Origin of the sequence: Pseudomonas sp. PDM04, assembly GCF_014851765.1 — a bacterium.
Lineage (GTDB): Bacteria > Pseudomonadota > Gammaproteobacteria > Pseudomonadales > Pseudomonadaceae > Aquipseudomonas.
The window spans coordinates 330727-348457 of sequence record NZ_JACVAI010000004.1; the positions used below are offsets into that span (position 1 = coordinate 330727).

Below are 17731 nucleotides of genomic sequence, written 5' to 3' on the forward strand. Positions count from 1 at the left end.
GGCGCGCCTCAGCTCTGGGACGCGGCTTTGGGCAGCACATCGTTGGCGATCATCTCGCCGAACGGGCTGACGTACCCGGCACCTTTCGGCAACTCGGGACGCTCGATGTCCAGATGCGGGAACAGCAGCTCGGCGACACGGTACGACTCTTCCAGGTGTGGATAACCGGAAAAGATGAACGTATCGATGCCCAGGTCCGCGTACTCCTTGACGCGAGCGGCCACGGTGGGACCGTCGCCGACCAGCGCCGTGCCCGCGCCACCGCGCACCAGGCCGACGCCGGCCCACAGGTTCGGGCTGACTTCGAGGTTGTCGCGACTGCCGCCATGCAGGGCCGCCATGCGCTGCTGGCCGACCGAATCGAAACGCGCCAGGGAGGCCTGGGCTCGGGCAATGGTGTCGTCGTCCAGGTGCGAGATCAGGCGATCCGCCGCTTGCCAGGCTTCGGCATTGGTTTCCCGAACGATCACGTGCAGACGAATGCCGAAACGCACGGTGCGTCCCAGTTTCGCGGCTTTCGCCCGCACTTGTTCGATTTTCTCGGCCACGGCGACCGGTGGCTCGCCCCAGGTCAGGACCATCTCCACCTGCTCCGCCGCAAGATCCTGCGCCGCTTCCGAAGAGCCGCCGAAGTACAGCGGCGGACGCGGTTGCTGGATCGGCGGATAGAGCAGCTTGGCGCCCTTCACGCTGATGTGCTGACCGTCGTAGTCCACGGTTTCGCCTTCCAGCACGCGCCGCCAGATCCGGGTGAACTCCACCGAGGCCTGGTAGCGCTCTTCATGACTGAGGAACAAACCGTCGCCGGCCAATTCTTCCGGATCGCCACCCGTCACCAGGTTGAACAGCGCGCGCCCACCGGACAGACGATCCAGGGTCGCCGCCTGACGCGCCGCCACCGTTGGGGAAATGATCCCGGGGCGCAGGGCGACAAGGAATTTCAGACGCTGGGTCACCGGGATCAGCGACGCGGCCACCAGCCACGAGTCTTCGCAGGAACGACCGGTCGGGATCAGCACCCCGCCGAAGCCCAGGCGATCCGCCGCCTGCGCAATCTGCTGCAAGTAGCCGTGGTCAACGGCGCGAGCGCCTTCGGCGGTGCCAAGGTAATGGCCGTCGCCGTGGGTAGGCAGGAACCAGAAAATACTGAGGCTCATGGAGTGGTCTCCTTGGGGAATCGAGTTACTGCGCCTTGGCAACGGCGGCCGGTGGTGTCCAGATCACGTCTTTGATGCTCAACGGCTTGGGAATCAGCTTGAGCTGGTAGAAGCTGTCAGCGATTTTCTGTTGCGCGGCGACCACTTCAGGGGTCAGGAACAGCGCGCCATAACCCTGGCGTTTCACCGAAGTCAGGGTGATCTCCGCCGGCAGGCCGAGCAGTGGTGCGACCTGCTTGGTCACGTCTTCAGGGTTGGCCTTGGACCATTCGCCGACGGCGCGCACTTCGTCCACGAGGGTTTTGATCACCTCGGGATTTTTCTGTGCATAGGGCTTGGTGGCGAGGTAGAACTGGTGGTTGTCGACGATGCCCTGGCCATCGCGCAGGGTGTGCGCTTGCAGTTGCTGTTCGGCAGCGGCCTGGTAAGGGTCCCAGATCACCCAGGCATCGACGCTGCCACGCTCGAATGCGGCGCGGGCATCGGCCGGCGGCAGGAACACGGTCTGGATATCGGTGTATTTGAGGCCGGCGTCTTCCAGTGCGCGAACCAGCAGGTAATGCACGTTGGAGCCTTTGTTGAGCGCGACTTTCTTGCCCTTGAGGTCCTTCACCGATTTGATCGGCGAGTCCTTGGGCACCAGGATCGCTTCGCTGTGCGGCGCTGGCGGTTCGTAGGCCACGTAGAGCAGATCGGCACCGGCGGCCTGGGCGAACACAGGCGGTGTCTCGCCGGTCACGCCAAAGTCGATGGAGCCAACGTTCAGACCCTCGAGCAGTTGCGGGCCGCCGGGGAATTCAGTCCATTGCACGTCCACGCCTTGGGCGGCGAGGCGTTTTTCCAGCGTACCCTTGGCCTTGAGCAGCACCAGGGTGCCGTACTTCTGATAACCGATTCGCAGGGTCTCGGCTTGAGCTTGAGTAATGGCGCCGAAGGACACAGCCGCAACAAACAGAGCGACCAGCCCGCGACGCAAAATGACAGTGCGCATAGCGCTCTCCTTTTTGCAGTTGGGTTTTGGCTGCACCTGCTTGGCCGTTGACGGCTGAGTAAGGTGAGTACATCGAATTCGAGTGTTGCTCAAATGCTCCAGCGAGCACTCAACAGACGGTCGTTCAACAGGTTCGGATCGAGCGGCTTGGGCCGTCGGGCCATGGCGCCGAAGAACAGTTCCAGCGACTCGTTCAAGCGTTGTTCCAGCTCCGGCGCCAGTTGCGCCGCAGCACTGCCTTCGCCGTAGGCAATCTGGGTATCGACGGCGAAAATCCCCTGCAGCAGCTCATCGGCCTTTAACGCCGACAACACCGGCTTGAGGGCGTAATCCACCGCCAACATGTGGGCGATGCTGCCGCCGGTCGCCATGGGCAACACCACCTTGTGTGCCAATGCACGCTCGGGCAGCAGGTCCAGCACAGTCTTCAATGCGCCGGAGAACGAAGCCTTGTACACCGGGGTGGCAATCAACAGGCCGTCGGCGTTTTCGATCTGTTGCAACAGATCAAGCACTTTCGGGCTGTCGAACCGTGCGTGCAGCAAGTCCTCGGCCGGGAAGTCCCGTACCTGGTAACTCACCACTTCCACACCCTGCGCTTGCAACCAGCGTTGGGAGCGTTCCAGCAGCACCCCGGAACGGGAGCGTTGGCTGGGACTGCCACCGAGTGAGACGACCAGCATTTCAGACGATTCCTTGAACGGTGCAGGCGATTCGCAGTGTGCGATCTCGCTTCGATGGAGAGACCTTAACAGGTGATTCATATATCTTTAAATCATATTTATTCATTTGGTTATACGATAAAGAGATATGAATTCCAACGCTTTCCAGGCATAAAAAAAGGCCGTCGAAACGGCCGGAAATCCCCTGCTTTGTCGGTACTGATCATTTCCCCTGTGGAAGCGAGCAGGCTCGCTCCCACGGGTACGGCTTAACGGTTCGGTTGCGGCGTCAGGCGCAGGTACGGCTTCACTGCGCGATAGCCTTTGGGGAAGCGCTGCTTGATTTCGTCTTCATCCTTGAGCGACGGCACGATCACGACCTCGTCACCGTCCTGCCAGTTGGCCGGAGTCGCCACCTTGTAGTTGTCGGTCAGCTGCAGCGAATCGATCACCCGCAGGATTTCATTGAAGTTGCGACCGGTGCTCGCCGGGTAGGTGATGGTCAGCCGAACTTTCTTGTTCGGGTCGATCACGAACAGCGAACGCACGGTCAGGGTGTCGCTGGCGTTGGGGTGGATCAGGTCGTACAAGTCCGACACCTTGCGGTCGGCGTCGGCCAGGATCGGGAAGTTGACGAGGGTGTTCTGGGTTTCGTTGATGTCGTCGATCCACTTGTGGTGCGAGTCCACCGGGTCGACGGACAACGCGATGGCCTTGACCCCACGCCGGGTGAACTCGTCCTTGAGCTTGGCGGTGAAGCCCAGCTCGGTGGTGCACACCGGGGTGAAGTCCGCCGGGTGGGAAAACAGCACGCCCCAACTATCGCCCAGCCATTCATGGAAACGGATAGTGCCAGCGCTGGAATCCTGTTCGAAATCGGGGGCGATGTCGCCGAGTCTGATGCTCATGATGGGCTCCTGATGAGTGTGGTGTAGAACTCAACTGTAGCCCGTATTCTGGATCTGATAAAAAGAATAAATAAAGACATTATTAGATCTTTAAAGAATATTAAAGATCTGTTCACTGGACCTGCCCGGCCATCGCGAGGACTATCGCGCTCGAGGTTCGAGAAGGCCTTGAGTTGCTGCAAAGAGGGATTTCAGTGCGGGATTACGGGGGTGACCCCGTGCTGGAATGCAAAAGCCCCGCCCGGCGTGATGCCGGGCGGGGCTTTTTTTCAGCGGTTACGCGAGCGCTATTACAACAGCGGGATCGAGTAGCTGAGGATCAGGCGGTTTTCGTCCTGGTCGCGCTGACCTGGGATGCCACTGCGCCACGAAGCGTTTTTCCACATGAAGCCAACGTTTTTCAGCGGACCTTCTGGCACAACGTAAGCAACAGTCAGGTCACGTTCCCACTCACTGTTGTTGTTGCCCGCAGGCACAGTAGCGCTCTGACGGTTAGTATCGATGTCGCTACCACGCAGGTAAACCATACCGGCTGTCAGGCCAGGAACGCCAACCTTGGCGAAGTCATACGAGTAGCGAGCCTGCCAGGTTTTCTCGCCGGCACGGTTGAACTTCTGGATCTGCATGTCGGTGATGGTGTAGTTCGAAGAACCGTCACCCTGATTCAGCCAAGGGAAGTCGCTGCTGCCGTTGCTGACCTGGTAGCCGCCACCGAAGGTGTGACCGGCAACGGTGTACAGGAACAGGCCGCTGTACAGGTTGTTGTCGACCTTGCCTTTGCCGGTGCCAGTGCTGCTGTAGTTACCGGTGCTGTAGTACAGCGGGTCGTGACCGTTTGCGCCGTCATCCGAGCTGTTGAAGTAACGGAAATCGGACTTCAGCACGCCTGGACCGATTGCCCAGTTGTGTACCAGACCCAGGAAGTGCTGCTTGTAGAAGTCTTCCAGGTTGCCGTAGTAGTACTGGGCGGTCAGATCCTTGGTGATCTTGTAGTCGCCACCGGCGTAGATGAACTTGTTGCTATCGCGACCACTCGCGCTGCGGGCGTTGGCACCAGCGATGCTCATTTGCTCGTTGTTGCTGGAGTTACGACCTTTCACGGCTTCGATCTGACCGCCCACCAGGGTCAGGTCCTTGATGTCGCCGGAAGTGATCTGGCCACCCTGCCAGGTTTGTGGCAGCAGACGACCGTCGTTGGTCACGATCACCGGGTTCTTCGGCTGCAGGGTACCCAGCTTCAGTTCGGTCTGGGAGATCTTGGCTTTGGCAGTCAGGCCCAGGCTGGAGAAGTTATCAACCGCTTCGCCGTTGGATTTGCTTGGGAAAACGGTGCCGCCGTAGGAGCCATAGCTCGTCGCGGAAGCAGCAGTGCCACCGTTGGTGCCGCCGCCCGAATCCAGACGTACGCCCAACAGGCCAATGGCGTCGATACCGAAGCCTACGGTGCCCTGGGTGTAGCCGGAGGTGAAACGCAGATCGAAGCCTTGGCCCCACTCTTCGTTCTTGTTCGCGCCAGTGCCGTTGCGGTTATCGGTGTTGATGTAGAAGTTACGCAGGCCCAGAGTGGCCTTGCTGTCTTCGATGAAACCGGCGGCGCCTGCCTGCTGCGCCAAAACCCCTACGGCCACAGCCAGGGCCAAGGTGGACTTGTTCATTGTTTCGCTCCTCTCGTTTCTAATTCTTGTGTTCCTGGTCCTGGGTCGTGCGCCCGGGATCCTAAGATGCGCGATTAGCGCCGTACCGTGACCGATAAGTCAATCGTAACCACATATGTCTACGACCAAGGTCTAATCGCCGTGATGTTGGTCCTTTCAGGGTAATGACTTTTTCATAAACCCAAAAAGAATTGTTTCATCAGTTTTCATATCGTTCAGGAATATGACTTTGTGCGCTTTGCCTGAACCGGACACAGCATATCGGCACCCAAGCTAATCTCTAAATAGTATTTGTCGGACTTTTCTTAGATCGATTGGCTTTTGATCCGTACGTTTAACGTCAACCCCTATCGAAAAGGCGACGCGATCATGGCGAAGCGCGCATGATCCACAGCGAATGTTACAGTTTGTGTATCGGTTGAATTTTTGTTTGGGCCCCGGCACGTCCGCCCATCGGCGCACTTTACGAGAAAACGATTGGCGAAAAATTGATCAACGTCGTTTCCGTGTCGATCCGCAAGGAGTAATCCGCAATGTTGGGACTGCCGTGAGCGGTGGGAGCCAGCCTGCTCGCGATGAGCCTGAGATCACACGGGGGTCAGGCGCCCGCCTTATCGTTGACGAACTTCGCGAGCAGGCTCGCTCCCACAGGAAGGCCCGGCGTCAGGTTGCCTGTGGGGACGCCTTCGCGGGCCAGCCCGCTTCCCCACAGGAATACCTTCGGCTCAGAGCGCTTTTTCGAAGATCTTCGAATTACGCTGATAGTTGTACAGCGACGCCCGTGCCGAGGGCAGGCGCTCGACGCTGCTGGGCGCGAACCCGCGTTCGCGGAACCAGTGGGCCGTGCGTGTGGTGAGGACGAACAGCGTCTTCAAGCCCTGGGCCCGGGCGCGGGTCTCGATGCGTTCGAGCAACTCATCGCCACGGCCACCATGGCGGTACTCCGGGTTCACCGCCAGGCATGCCAGCTCCCCGGCATCGGAATCGGCAATCTGATACAGCGCCGCGCAGGCGATGATCATGCCTTCGCGCTCGACCACGCTGAACTGCTCGATCTCGCGTTCCAGCACTTCACGCGAGCGACGCACCAGAATCCCCTGCTCTTCCAGCGGACTGATCAGGTCGAGCAATCCACCGACGTCTTCAATCGCCGCCTCGCGCACCACCTCGAATTGCTCTTGCGCCACCAGCGTGCCGCCACCGTCACGGGTGAACAGCTCGGTCAACAGCGCGCCATCTTCGGCGTAACTGACGATATGGCTGCGCGCCACACCACCCCGGCAGGCCTCCGCCGCCGCATCCAGCAGCTCTGCCTGATAGTTGCTGCCCAGGCGTTGCAAATGCGCTGGCACTTGTTGCGGGCGCAGTTCACGGACCAGGCGACCGTTTTCATCGATCAAGCCCGGGTCGGCACCGAACAGCAGCAACTTGTCGGCCCCCAGGTCGATGGCCGCGCGGGTGGCGACGTCTTCGCAGGCCAGGTTGAAGGTTTCACCGGTCGGCGAGTAGCCCAGCGGCGACAACAGCACGATGGAGCGCTCGTCCAGCAGGCGATTGATACCCTTGCGGTCGACCCGACGCACTTCGCCGGTGTGGTGATAGTCGACGCCTTCGAGGACCCCGATCGGGCGGGCGGTCACCAGGTTGCCGCTGGCCACCCGAAGGCGCGAGCCCTGCATCGGCGACGACGCCATGTCCATCGACAGCCGCGCCTCGATGGCGATGCGCAGTTGGCCGACGGCATCGATCACACACTCTAGGGTCGCCGCATCGGTGATGCGCATGCCGTGGTGATAGTGCGGGGTCAGGCCGCGCGCGGCGAGGCGGGCTTCGATCTGCGGGCGGGAGCCGTGGACCAGCACCAGGCGCACGCCGAGGCTGTGCAACAGCACCAGGTCGTGGACGATATTGCCGAAGTTCGGGTGTTCGACACCGTCCCCGGGCAGCATGACGACAAAGGTGCAATCGCGGTGGGCGTTGATGTAAGGGGAAGCGTGGCGAAGCCAATTAACGTAGTCGGGCATGAACCTGGGCCTGTAACAAAGAGCAGCCAAAAAAAGGGCGGAACGGAAAACGCACAGCGGGCTGATGGTTATCGTCGGAACAGGCTTGGCGACACGCGCGCTCTCCTCATGAATACGGGTTGGGACATCGGCAATTTACCGGGCAATTTGCCCCCACAGGGATTGCATTCAACCGACCGAGACTGATGTTTCGGCCGGCGTCAGGCAGTAATGCTCGATCAACTGACGTAATAGATGCACGGTAGGTTGCAAACGTGACATTTCGAGGTATTCCCCCGGTTGGTGTGCACAGGCAATGTCACCTGGGCCCAGTACCACGGTCTCGCAGCCAAGACGCTGAAGATAAGGTGCTTCGGTGCCGAATGCCACCGCTTCGGCGCGGTGGCCGGTCAGCTTTTCGGCGATCCTCACCAGTTCGGCATCCTCCGCCTGTTCGAAGGGTGGCACGGCGGGGAACAACGGCGCGTAGTCGATCTTGACCTGATGCCGCTCCGCCACCGGCTTGAGCCGCTGCAGAATTTCCCCGCGCAGAACCTGGGGGTCCATGCCCGGCAAGGGGCGCAGGTCGAACTCCAGCGAACACTGACCACAAATGCGATTGGGGTTATCGCCGCCATGGATGCAGCCGAAATTCAGGGTCGGCATCGGCACGCCGAACTGCGGATTGCGGAATTCACGCTGCCACAGCAGGCGCAGGCCTCGCAGTTCGCCCATGGCATCGTGCATCGCTTCCAGGGCACTGTGACCCAGGCGAGGGTCCGAGGAATGCCCGCTCTGACCGAGGATGTCGATGCGTTCCATCATGATGCCCTTGTGCATGCGGATCGGCCGCAGCCCGGTCGGCTCGCCGATCACCGCGGCGCGACCCAGCGGCCGCCCGGCTTCAGCCAGGGCTCGGGCACCGGACATCGAACTTTCTTCATCGCAGGTGGCCAGGATCAGCAGCGGTTGCTTGAACGGCTGGTCGAGCAGGGGTTTGACCGCTTCGATGGCGAGCGCGAAAAAACCTTTCATGTCGCAACTGCCCAGGCCGATCCAGCGCCCGTCGGCTTCGGTCAATTTCAATGGATCGGTTTGCCACAACGCGCCATCGAACGGCACCGTGTCGCTGTGCCCCGCCAGTACCAGGCCGCCGGGGCCGGACCCGTAACTGGCGAGCAGGTTGAACTTGCCCGGGCTGACCGGCTGGATGTCACAGGCAAACCCCAGATCGCTCAGCCACGCGGCCAGCAGGTCGATCACCGGACGATTGCTCTGATCGAGGCTGGCCTGGGTGCAACTGACCGAGGGCGTGGCAATCAGCGCAGCGAACTGATCTTTCATGGAAGGCAAAGGCATCGCTGACTCCGACTGGCGAATTGAGGTCCATCATAGAACCATCCGGCGACAGGAATAAACCGTCGCCCGGCGGAGCAGGGTCGAGTCCTGTACACTGCACGACCTTGGCAGCCTCTCATTCCCCCGGCTGCGCTCCCGATCCTGGATTTTCCGGCCATGCAGAAAGAAACCGAAATCAAACTCCGCGTCAGCCGCGAAACCCTCGCCGCCCTGCGCGAGCACCCGCTCCTGAAAAAACGCAACAAAAATGGCTGGGAACGCCGTGAACTGATGAACCAGTACTTCGACACGCCCGAGCGCGACCTGGCCCGTGCCAAGGTGGCCCTGCGCCTGCGTCGCGACGGTGACGAGGTGATCCAGACCCTCAAGACACGTGGCCAGAGCGTCGCCGGCTTGTCGGAGCGCAACGAATACGATTGGAACCTGCCCAAAGCCAAGCTCGACGTGAAAAAACTCGACGGCGAATGCTGGCCGCAGCAACTGGCCGAGCTGGACAAGAAAACCCTGAAGCCGATCTTCACCACCGATTTCGTTCGCGAGCGAGCGGAAATCGCCTGGGGCCGTGGCAAGGCCAAAGTGGTCATCGAAGCCGCGCTGGACCTCGGCCATGTGGTGGTCGGCAAGCAGAAAGAAGAAATCTGCGAGCTGGAGCTCGAACTGCGCGAAGGCGAACCGCAGGCCCTGCTGGAACTGGCCGCCGAGCTGGCCGCCACCCTGCCGCTGATGCCATGTGACATCAGCAAGGCCGAGCGTGGCTATCGCCTGTACGACGCCAACAGCTACTCGCTGAGCCTGCCGGCGCCGCAGTTGACCGCCGAAACGGCGCTGGACGACGCGTTCGCCGCGCTGGGCTGGCACCTGCTGGGCAGCAGCCAGCGCCTGGCCGAACAGTACCGCTTCAATGGCCACTGGCGCCTGTTGCAGGACTGGGTCGAAAACCTCGCCGAGTTGCGTGCATTGCTGAGCAGCCTGGGCCAGGCCGCACCGCGTCAATCCACCCACGACCTGCGCGTGGCGCTGGACGCATTGCTCGAAGACTGGCGCCCGCTGGTGCAAGTCGGCATCGACGACGAAGACGTGCGCAAGGCCGCGCCTGAACAGTTCCTCGAGGAACTGGAAGACCCGCGCTGGGGCCAGTTCTCCCTGAACGCGTCGCGCTGGCTGGTGGCCCGCACCTGGACCGCCGAACGCAACGTTCGTGGCAATCGCCAGGGTGCGGCGCAACTGGCCAGCTGGTTGCCGCGCCTGTTGGCTGAGGAAGCCACGTCGTTGCAATTGCAGCGCTACCAGCAACAACCGGAAGACCTGGCCGAGCAGTTGCCGCGCATCGAGCGTATCCAGGTCTGGCTGCACCATGCCCGGCAGGTGCTGGAGATTGCCGAGATGGATCGCCTGTACGGTGAGCTCAAGCAGCTCGCCCTGCTGGCCAGCGAGCCGACGATCAGCGATGAGTTGCTCGATGCGCGCAAGCAGCAGGCGATTGCGGTGTACCAGAACCGTGCCTGGAAAATGCTGCTGCGCGGCTGATGTCCATCACGAGCAGGCTCGCTCCCACAGGATTGATACCGTCCGGTGTGGGAGCGGGCCCCGCGAAGAAGCCCGCGCATTCCCCACAAGCCCCTAGACCGGCAAGGCCGTGGTCGATTTGATCTCCGACAGCGCCACAATCGAATTCACTTCCTGGATTCCCGGCACCAGCGATAACTTCTCGAAGAAAAACCGCTCATACGCCTCGATGTCCGCCGCCACGATGCGCAGCATGAAATCCACCGCCCCCATCAGCACGTAGCACTCCAGCACTTCGGGAAAACCGCGAATCGCCTCGGTGAACTCGGTGAAATTCGAACGTCCGTGGGCGTTGAGTTTGACCTGCGCGAAGATCTGGGTGTTGAGACCGATCTTCTTGCGGTCCAGCAAGGTCACCTGCCCGCGAATGATCCCCTCCTCCTTCATCCGCTGGATCCGCCGCCAGCACGGCGACTGCGAAAGCCCCACCTGTTCGGCAATCTGCGCGCTGGAGAGAGAAGCGTCTTCCTGCAACAGGGCAAGAATCCTGCGGTCGTAGCCATCCAGCTCGCTTTGCATAAAAAAACCCATGATCTCGTTAATGTTGGATTATCTGATTCGATATATCGCCGATTAGTCCCATCATAGATAAGAAATACCCGGTCTCGAATGTAAAAATTCCTCCCGTGATTTTGGAGAACGACCATGCCGCACCTGGAAGCCGTCAACACCGCCCCCGCCCGCACCGATGCCTGGAACGCCGGCAACGCCCACTGCTGCGTCCACTACCAGCTGCTGGGTGAAGCCGAGCCCGACCTGCTGTGCCGGGCGCTGAACCTGTTCGCGATGCAGTACCTGATTCCGCAACAGGTCAACGTGCAGCGCGGGGAACAAGGGCTGTCGCTCGAGATCGTCGTGGATGGGCTGAGTTGGCACCGTGCCCAGGTGATCGCGGAAAAAATGCGCAACCTGATCAGCGTCAGTTCGGTTGAGCTGCAAGGCGCTGATCCGCTGTGGGTTGAAGCGGCGCTCGCCACAGGCTGAAAAGGTTCGATACGGCTTCGTCGGGTAGTGGCCCAACAGTCATCGGGCGCCCGACTATTCTTTGCGAACCGATGTTCACGAGGAGCCCGCATGTCCGTTCAACTTGCCCTTCAGGACCGCTGGCTGGATCTCAACGATTTGCTGCGCGAACTGGTCGCCCAGGGTTTCATCAGCCAGGACTCGGCCGAGCACGCGCTCAATGCCCGCCGTCGTCATGCCGCCAATGGCCAGATGCATCCGCTGGAGTTCATCGCCAGCCAGCAGCTGGACGACCTCAGTCGCCCGGGCAAACACCTGGATCTGGAAAGCCTGACCCTGTGGCTGTCGCAACAGGCCGGCCAGCCTTACCTGCGGATCGACCCGCTGAAAATCAACGTCGCGGCGGTGACCCCGCTGATGTCCTATGCCTTCGCCCAGCGCCACAGGATTCTCGCGGTGTCGATCGATCGCGATGCGGTGACCGTGGCCAGCGCCCAGCCTTACGTCAAGGGCTGGGAAGCCGACCTGACCCATGTGTTGAAGCTGCCCATCAAACGGGTGGTCGCCAACCCGGTGGACATCCAGCGCTTCAGCGTCGAGTTCTTCCGTCTGGCCAAATCGGTCAGCGGCGCGACCAGTGCCGACCAGCACAGCAACACCCTGGGCAACTTCGAACAACTGCTCAACCTCGGCGCCAGCGACCAGGAACCGGACGCCAACGACGCGCACATCGTCAACATCGTCGACTGGCTGTTCCAGTACGCCTTCCAGCAGCGCGCCAGTGATATCCACATCGAACCCCGGCGCGAGCAGGGCACGGTGCGTTTTCGCATCGACGGCGTGTTGCACAACGTCTATCAATTCCCGCCGCAGGTGACCATGGCCATTGTCAGCCGCCTCAAGAGCCTGGGGCGGATGAACGTCGCGGAAAAACGCAAACCCCAGGACGGCCGGGTGAAAACCAAGACGCCGGACGGCGGCGAAGTCGAGCTGCGGCTGTCGACGCTGCCAACGGCGTTCGGCGAGAAGATGGTCATGCGCATCTTCGACCCGGAAGTGCTGCTCAAGGATTTCGACCAGCTGGGTTTCTCCGCCGACGATTTGCGTCGCTGGCAGGACATGACTCGACAGCCCAACGGCATCATCCTGGTCACCGGCCCGACCGGTTCGGGCAAGACCACCACGCTCTACACCACCCTCAAGAAGCTGGCGACCCCGGAGGTCAACCTCTGCACCATCGAAGACCCGATCGAGATGGTCGAACCGGCGTTCAACCAGATGCAGGTGCAGCACAACATCGACCTGACGTTCGCCGCCGGGGTACGCGCGCTGATGCGGCAAGACCCGGACATCATCATGATCGGCGAGATCCGTGACCTGGAGACCGCCGAAATGGCGATCCAGGCCGCCCTCACCGGTCACCTGGTGCTCTCGACGCTGCACACCAACGACGCGCCCAGCGCCATCAGCCGCCTGCTGGAACTCGGCGTGCCGCATTACCTGATCAAGGCCACGGTGCTCGGGGTCATGGCCCAGCGCCTGGTGCGCACCCTGTGCCCGCACTGCAAGGCGCCACTGACCCTGGCCGAGGACGACTGGCAAACCCTCACCCGGCCCTGGCAGGCACCGCTGCCGGGCAATGCCCAGCGCGCCATCGGCTGCCTGGAGTGCCGCGACACCGGTTATCGCGGTCGCGCCGGGGTCTACGAAATCATGCAGCTCACCGACGGGCTCAAGGCGCTGATCAACCCCGACACCGATCTGCTGGCGATCCGACGCCAGGCCTTCAAGGAAGGCATGCGCAGTTTGCGGTTGTCGGGGGCACAGAAGGTCGCTGCGGGTTTGACGACCATCGAAGAAGTGTTGCGGGTCACGCCGCAAAGCGAACAAAAATGAAACACGTTGCCGGCGGCAGCATGGAACTCCACCGGGGCGTTGACGATCCAACGCCGTAGATAACCCAGTGGAGTCACCCATCATGCGTTTCAAACTTGCTGTCGCTACCCTCGCCGTGTTGTCCCTGCCAGTCGGTTCGGCGATGGCCGACAGCTTTTGGCGTAACGTCATTTCGTCCGGCGCCACCACCGGCTCGACTTACCTGACCTTCAAGGATCACAAACTGATCATTGCCGCACAGGACGATGCCGGCAGTTTCGTCGCCAGTGACGGCAGCATTCGTGGCCCGTACCTGGAAGCCGCCATGCAGAAAGTCCGCGCCGACAACCCTGGCCTGCAGGCCACGGACATGGAACTGGCGAACGCGATCCTGGCGAAGAACGCCGTCGCTTCGGAATAAGCTTCAACGCTGACAAAAATGCCGCTCGATCGAGCGGCATTTTTTTTGCCAGGAAACATGGCATCCGGAGCTGCCGCAATTATTCGTGTGAGCGAGCCTGCTCGCGATGAGGCAGGCACATCCAGCATCTGTGTCGTTTGACACCCCGCGTCGCGAGCAGGCTCGCTCCCACCCTGGATCTATGTCGTTTCAGCGGTAATCATCCACCGGCACACACGCACAAAACAGGTTCCGGTCGCCATACACGTTATCCACCCGATTCACCGCCGGCCAGTACTTGTGCGCCCGGGTGTGCGCGTCCGGCGTCACGGCCTGTTCGACACTGTAGGGGCGCTCCCAGACCCCGGTGATGTCGGCCAGCGTGTGCGGCGCGCGCTTGAGCGGGTTGTCCTCGGCCGGCCAGGTGCCGTTCTGCACCTCGGTGATTTCTGCGCGAATGCTCAACATCGCTCCGATAAAACGGTCCAGCTCCGCTTTTGACTCGCTTTCGGTCGGCTCGACCATCAAGGTGCCCGGCACCGGGAACGACATGGTCGGTGCATGGAAGCCGTAATCCATCAGGCGCTTGGCCACGTCCTCCTCGCTGATCCCGGTCAGTGCCTTGAGCGGTCGCAGATCGAGAATGCACTCATGGGCCACCCGTTCGTTGCGACCGGTGTAAAGCACCGGGAAGGCGCCGGACAAATGCTGCGCCAGGTAATTCGCCGCGAGAATGGCCACCTCGCTGGCGTCCGCCAGTTGCGGTCCCATCATGGCGATGTACATCCAGCTGATCGGCAGAATGCTCGCACTGCCCCAGGGAGCCGCACTCACCGCGCCGTTCTGCGCCTGTGGACCATCAATGGTCACCACCGGGTGATTGGCCACGAACGGCGCCAGGTGCGCCCGCACTCCGATCGGCCCCATGCCGGGCCCGCCGCCGCCATGGGGAATGCAGAAGGTCTTGTGCAGGTTCATGTGCGAAACGTCGGCACCGATGTCCGCCGGCCGCGCCAACCCGACTTGCGCGTTGAGGTTGGCGCCATCCATGTACACCTGGCCGCCGTGCTGGTGAATCACTTCACAGATCTCGCGGATACCTTCCTCGTACACACCATGGGTCGAGGGATACGTCGCCATCAGGCAAGCGAGCCGGTCGCCGGCCTCGGCCGCCTTGTCCTTCAAGTCCGGCAGATCGACGTTGCCCGCCTCGTCGCATTCGACGATCACCACGCGCATCCCGGCCATCTGCGCGGAAGCGGGGTTGGTGCCGTGGGCCGAGGACGGAATCAGGCAGATGTCCCGCGCCCCCTGATGGCGGCTCTCATGGTATTTGCGGATCGCCAGCAACCCGGCGTATTCGCCCTGGGCACCGGAGTTGGGCTGCATGCAGATCGCATCGAAACCGGTGATCGCGCAGAGCCAGCGCTCCAGTTCCTCGATCATCAAGGTGTAGCCAAGCGCCTGCTCCCTGGGCGCGAACGGGTGCAGGTTGGCGAATTGCGGCCAGGTGATGGGGATCATCTCGCTGGTGGCGTTGAGCTTCATGGTGCAGGAGCCCAGCGGGATCATCGACTGATTCAGTGCAAGGTCCTTGTTCTCCAGCTGCTTGAGGTAACGCAGCATCTCGGTCTCGCTGTGATGTGCACTGAACACCGGGTGACTCAGGTACGGTGAGACACGCAGCAGGCCGGGCGCAATCCCCGCCGGCAAGTCTTCAGCGTCCAGTAGCTGGACATCGAGCCCATGGTCGGCACCGAGGAACACGTCGAACAGCCTGGCAACGGTGTTTTCATCGCAGGCTTCGTCGAGGCTCAATCCCAACCGCCCGCGCCCGAGAATGCGCAGGTTGATTTGCGCGGCACGGGCGCTTTCGATGATCGCGGTCTGCGTGCCTCCCACTTCCAGCGTCAGGGTATCGAAGAAGTGCTGGTTGAGACGCTTGATGCCGTGGCGTTCCAGGCCCGCCGCGAGAATGCAGGTGAGCCGGTGGACACGCTGGGCAATGCGCTTGAGCCCTTGCGGGCCGTGGTAGACCGCATAAAAACTGGCGATGTTGGCCAACAGCACCTGGGCGGTGCAGATGTTCGAGTTGGCCTTCTCCCGACGGATGTGCTGCTCGCGGGTTTGCAGCGCCATGCGCAACGCGGTGTTGCCCCGGGCATCTTTCGATACCCCGATGATCCGCCCGGGAATCGCCCGCTTGTACTCATCGCGGCTGGCAAAAAACGCCGCATGCGGCCCGCCGTAGCCCATCGGCACGCCGAAGCGCTGGGACGAGCCGAACACCACATCGGCGCCCAATTCGCCCGGCGGGGTCAGCAACAGCAGGCTCAACAGATCGGTGGCGACGCAGGCCAGGGCTTGCTGGGCGTGCAGGTGATCGATCAACGGGCGCAGGTCGCGAATCTCGCCGTGGGTGTCGGGGTATTGCAGCAGCGCACCGAACACCTGGTGCTGCTTGAGGTTATCCAGCGTGTCGACGATCAGCTCGAAACCGAAACCTTCGGCACGGGTCTGCACCACGGAAATCGTCTGCGGATGACAGTTTTCGTCGACGAAAAACAGGTTGCTCCGGGACTTGGCGACGCGCTTGGCCAAGGCCATGGCCTCGGCCGCCGCCGTGGCTTCGTCCAGCAGCGAGGCATTGGCCAGCTCCAGCCCGGTGAGGTCGATGGTCAATTGCTGGAAGTTCAGCAGGGCTTCGAGCCGACCCTGGGCGATCTCCGGTTGATAGGGCGTGTAGGCGGTGTACCAACCGGGGTTTTCCAGCACGTTGCGCAGGATCACGGCCGGGGTGATCGTGCCGTGATACCCCATGCCGATCAGGCTGGTCCAGACCTGGTTCTGCTCGGCATAACCGCGCAGTTTGGCCAGCGCGGCCTGTTCGTCGAGGGCGGGCGGCAACTCGAGTGCCCGGTTCAGGCGGATGCTCGGCGGCACCGTTTGCTCGATCAGCTCGACGCGACTGCCAAGGCCGAGACTGTCGAGCATCGCCTGCTGCTCGGCGGCATCGGGCCCGAGATGACGGCGCAGGAAGGCATTGGGGTCGCGTAACTGGCTCAGGGACGGCAACTGGGACATGACGGGCTCTCTCTTGACTGGCGCTCGGCGTCGATGCAACACGGTCAATCCAGCATAGCAGCCGATGTCGGATGCAAACCCTGGGGAGCGAGCGCCAGCCGGCCGGCCGGCCGGCGATGGTCGCCAACGATGACGCGGTATGCCTGACTGCACGCGTTGCCTGAACCTCCATCGCGAGCAAGCTCGCTCCTACGGGAGAATGCGTTGGCTTTTGATCTGGCTTTGGCTTTGGCTTTGGCTTTGGCTTTGGCTTTGGCTTTGGCTTTGGCTTTGGCTTTGGCTTTTGATCTGCCGCGTCGGAAGGCCGAGTGGAGGTTCTGCGCAGTGGGCAAACCGGCATGGATGCCGGTTTAGCCGCCGCCGGCCATGGATGGCCGATGGCGGCGGGCCCACGGAGCAGGACCGGAGCGAGGGTATGCCGAGCCTAGGCGAGGCACCGTACGTCAGGGGATCAAAGCGCTTTGGTTACTTTCGCGCTTTTCGAAAGTGACCCGCCGTAAGGGCGGAACCTTAAGCGGCCGTTACCGCAACACCGGATATGTACACCCAAAAAAACAGGGTCGCCTATAAGACCGCCATCCGCTGGCAAGCCAGCTTCTCCACAGGGGTCGTGTACACCCGCAGGAATCAAGGGCACACACATGAAAAAGCCCCGACAGGTCGGGGCTTTGGGTTGACGCTCAGGGCTTACTCGCCGATGGCGGCCTTGTAGCCAGCCGCATCGAGCAGCTTGTCCAGATCGCCAGCGTTGCTTGGCTTGAGCTTGAAGATCCAGGCGCCGTACGGATCAGAGTTGAGCAGTTCCGGGTTGGCGCTCAGTTCTTCGTTGACGGCCGTCACCGTACCGGCAACCGGGGAGTAGATGTCGGAAGCGGCCTTCACCGATTCGACCACACCGGACTGATCACCGGCGGCGAACTGGGTGCCGACTTCGGTCAGCTCAACGAACACCACATCGCCCAAGGCTTCCTGAGCGTGATCGCTGATGCCCACGGTGACGGTGCCATCGGCTTCCAGGCGGGCCCATTCGTGACTTTCGGCAAAACGCAGGTCGGCAGGGATATCGCTCATGTTCTGTGTCCTCAAGAAAATTGTCAGCGGTCGTTGC

Annotated in this window: 15 protein-coding genes; 5 read left to right on the plus strand and 10 right to left on the minus strand. The window is 61.7% G+C overall.

Annotation, left to right across the window (positions count from 1 at the left end; all coding sequences use genetic code 11):
- Positions 1–8 precede the first annotated feature (8 nt).
- The 7 genes from ssuD to argE all read right to left on the minus strand — a co-directional run bounded on the left by ssuD (position 9) and on the right by argE (position 8735).
- Positions 9–1157, minus strand: coding sequence for an FMNH2-dependent alkanesulfonate monooxygenase (gene ssuD, locus IB249_RS17585; protein WP_192306983.1), 1149 nt, complete (start codon positions 1155–1157; stop codon positions 9–11).
- A 25-nt stretch (positions 1158–1182) separates the two neighbouring features.
- A complete protein-coding gene (locus tag IB249_RS17590) occupies positions 1183–2148 on the minus strand; it encodes a sulfonate ABC transporter substrate-binding protein (RefSeq protein WP_192306985.1) in 966 nt (321 codons plus the stop codon).
- An 89-nt stretch (positions 2149–2237) separates the two neighbouring features.
- Positions 2238–2831: an NADPH-dependent FMN reductase gene (gene ssuE, locus IB249_RS17595; protein WP_192306987.1), complete on the minus strand. Its 594-nt coding sequence runs from the start codon at positions 2829–2831 to the stop codon at positions 2238–2240.
- 248 nt (positions 2832–3079) lie between these two features.
- Positions 3080–3718 (minus strand): peroxiredoxin, encoded by a 639-nt coding sequence (locus tag IB249_RS17600; RefSeq protein WP_192306989.1) that lies wholly within the window; start codon positions 3716–3718, stop codon positions 3080–3082.
- 290 nt (positions 3719–4008) lie between these two features.
- Positions 4009–5373 (minus strand): OprD family porin, encoded by a 1365-nt coding sequence (locus tag IB249_RS17605; RefSeq protein ID WP_192306991.1) that lies wholly within the window; start codon positions 5371–5373, stop codon positions 4009–4011.
- Positions 5374–6098: 725 nt separating this feature from the next.
- Positions 6099–7397: an amino-acid N-acetyltransferase gene (gene argA / locus IB249_RS17610; protein WP_192306993.1), complete on the minus strand. Its 1299-nt coding sequence runs from the start codon at positions 7395–7397 to the stop codon at positions 6099–6101.
- A 168-nt stretch (positions 7398–7565) separates the two neighbouring features.
- The gene (gene argE, locus IB249_RS17615) at positions 7566–8735 is read right to left on the minus strand and encodes an acetylornithine deacetylase (RefSeq protein ID WP_192306995.1); all 1170 of its coding nucleotides are present in this window, start codon (positions 8733–8735) and stop codon (positions 7566–7568) included.
- Between the two features lie 156 nt (positions 8736–8891).
- On the opposite strand from argE, the gene IB249_RS17620 reads away from it, so the two are divergent.
- A complete protein-coding gene (locus IB249_RS17620) occupies positions 8892–10262 on the plus strand; it encodes an inorganic triphosphatase (RefSeq protein WP_192306997.1) in 1371 nt (456 codons plus the stop codon).
- Between the two features lie 93 nt (positions 10263–10355).
- On the opposite strand, the gene IB249_RS17625 is transcribed toward IB249_RS17620, so the two are convergent.
- Positions 10356–10820, minus strand: coding sequence for an Lrp/AsnC family transcriptional regulator (locus IB249_RS17625; protein WP_192306999.1), 465 nt, complete (start codon positions 10818–10820; stop codon positions 10356–10358).
- A gap of 126 nt (positions 10821–10946) precedes the next feature.
- On the opposite strand from IB249_RS17625, the gene IB249_RS17630 reads away from it, so the two are divergent.
- The 3 genes from IB249_RS17630 (at position 10947) to IB249_RS17640 (ending at position 13560) form a co-directional block, all read left to right on the plus strand.
- On the plus strand, positions 10947–11285 hold the full coding sequence (locus IB249_RS17630) for a hypothetical protein (RefSeq protein WP_192307001.1): 339 nt from the start codon (positions 10947–10949) through the stop codon (positions 11283–11285).
- A 90-nt stretch (positions 11286–11375) separates the two neighbouring features.
- Positions 11376–13160 (plus strand): GspE/PulE family protein, encoded by a 1785-nt coding sequence (locus IB249_RS17635; protein ID WP_192307009.1) that lies wholly within the window; start codon positions 11376–11378, stop codon positions 13158–13160.
- Positions 13161–13239: 79 nt separating this feature from the next.
- Positions 13240–13560, plus strand: coding sequence for a DUF2388 domain-containing protein (locus IB249_RS17640; protein ID WP_192307368.1), 321 nt, complete (start codon positions 13240–13242; stop codon positions 13558–13560).
- A 189-nt stretch (positions 13561–13749) separates the two neighbouring features.
- On the opposite strand, the gene gcvP is transcribed toward IB249_RS17640, so the two are convergent.
- Positions 13750–16623: an aminomethyl-transferring glycine dehydrogenase gene (gene gcvP, locus IB249_RS17645; protein ID WP_192307011.1), complete on the minus strand. Its 2874-nt coding sequence runs from the start codon at positions 16621–16623 to the stop codon at positions 13750–13752.
- A 204-nt stretch (positions 16624–16827) separates the two neighbouring features.
- Between gcvP and IB249_RS17650 the strand changes: the two genes are divergently transcribed.
- On the plus strand, positions 16828–16977 hold the full coding sequence (locus tag IB249_RS17650) for a hypothetical protein (protein ID WP_192307379.1): 150 nt from the start codon (positions 16828–16830) through the stop codon (positions 16975–16977).
- 333 nt (positions 16978–17310) lie between these two features.
- On the opposite strand, the gene gcvH is transcribed toward IB249_RS17650, so the two are convergent.
- Entirely contained in the window at positions 17311–17694 is a 384-nt protein-coding gene (gene gcvH / locus IB249_RS17655; protein ID WP_192307013.1) for a glycine cleavage system protein GcvH, read from the minus strand.
- Positions 17695–17731: the final 37 nt, after the last annotated feature.

Coding starts and splice junctions, on each gene's coding strand:
- ssuD (WP_192306983.1), bottom strand. CDS start 1,157: ATGAGCCTCAGTATTTTCTGGTTCCTGCCTACCCACGGCGACGGCCAT.
- IB249_RS17590 (WP_192306985.1), bottom strand. CDS start 2,148: ATGCGCACTGTCATTTTGCGTCGCGGGCTGGTCGCTCTGTTTGTTGCG.
- ssuE (WP_192306987.1), bottom strand. CDS start 2,831: ATGCTGGTCGTCTCACTCGGTGGCAGTCCCAGCCAACGCTCCCGTTCC.
- IB249_RS17600 (WP_192306989.1), bottom strand. CDS start 3,718: ATGAGCATCAGACTCGGCGACATCGCCCCCGATTTCGAACAGGATTCC.
- IB249_RS17605 (WP_192306991.1), bottom strand. CDS start 5,373: ATGAACAAGTCCACCTTGGCCCTGGCTGTGGCCGTAGGGGTTTTGGCG.
- argA (WP_192306993.1), bottom strand. CDS start 7,397: ATGCCCGACTACGTTAATTGGCTTCGCCACGCTTCCCCTTACATCAAC.
- argE (WP_192306995.1), bottom strand. CDS start 8,735: ATGCCTTTGCCTTCCATGAAAGATCAGTTCGCTGCGCTGATTGCCACG.
- IB249_RS17620 (WP_192306997.1), top strand. CDS start 8,892: ATGCAGAAAGAAACCGAAATCAAACTCCGCGTCAGCCGCGAAACCCTC.
- IB249_RS17625 (WP_192306999.1), bottom strand. CDS start 10,820: ATGCAAAGCGAGCTGGATGGCTACGACCGCAGGATTCTTGCCCTGTTG.
- IB249_RS17630 (WP_192307001.1), top strand. CDS start 10,947: ATGCCGCACCTGGAAGCCGTCAACACCGCCCCCGCCCGCACCGATGCC.
- IB249_RS17635 (WP_192307009.1), top strand. CDS start 11,376: ATGTCCGTTCAACTTGCCCTTCAGGACCGCTGGCTGGATCTCAACGAT.
- gcvP (WP_192307011.1), bottom strand. CDS start 16,623: ATGTCCCAGTTGCCGTCCCTGAGCCAGTTACGCGACCCCAATGCCTTC.
- gcvH (WP_192307013.1), bottom strand. CDS start 17,694: ATGAGCGATATCCCTGCCGACCTGCGTTTTGCCGAAAGTCACGAATGG.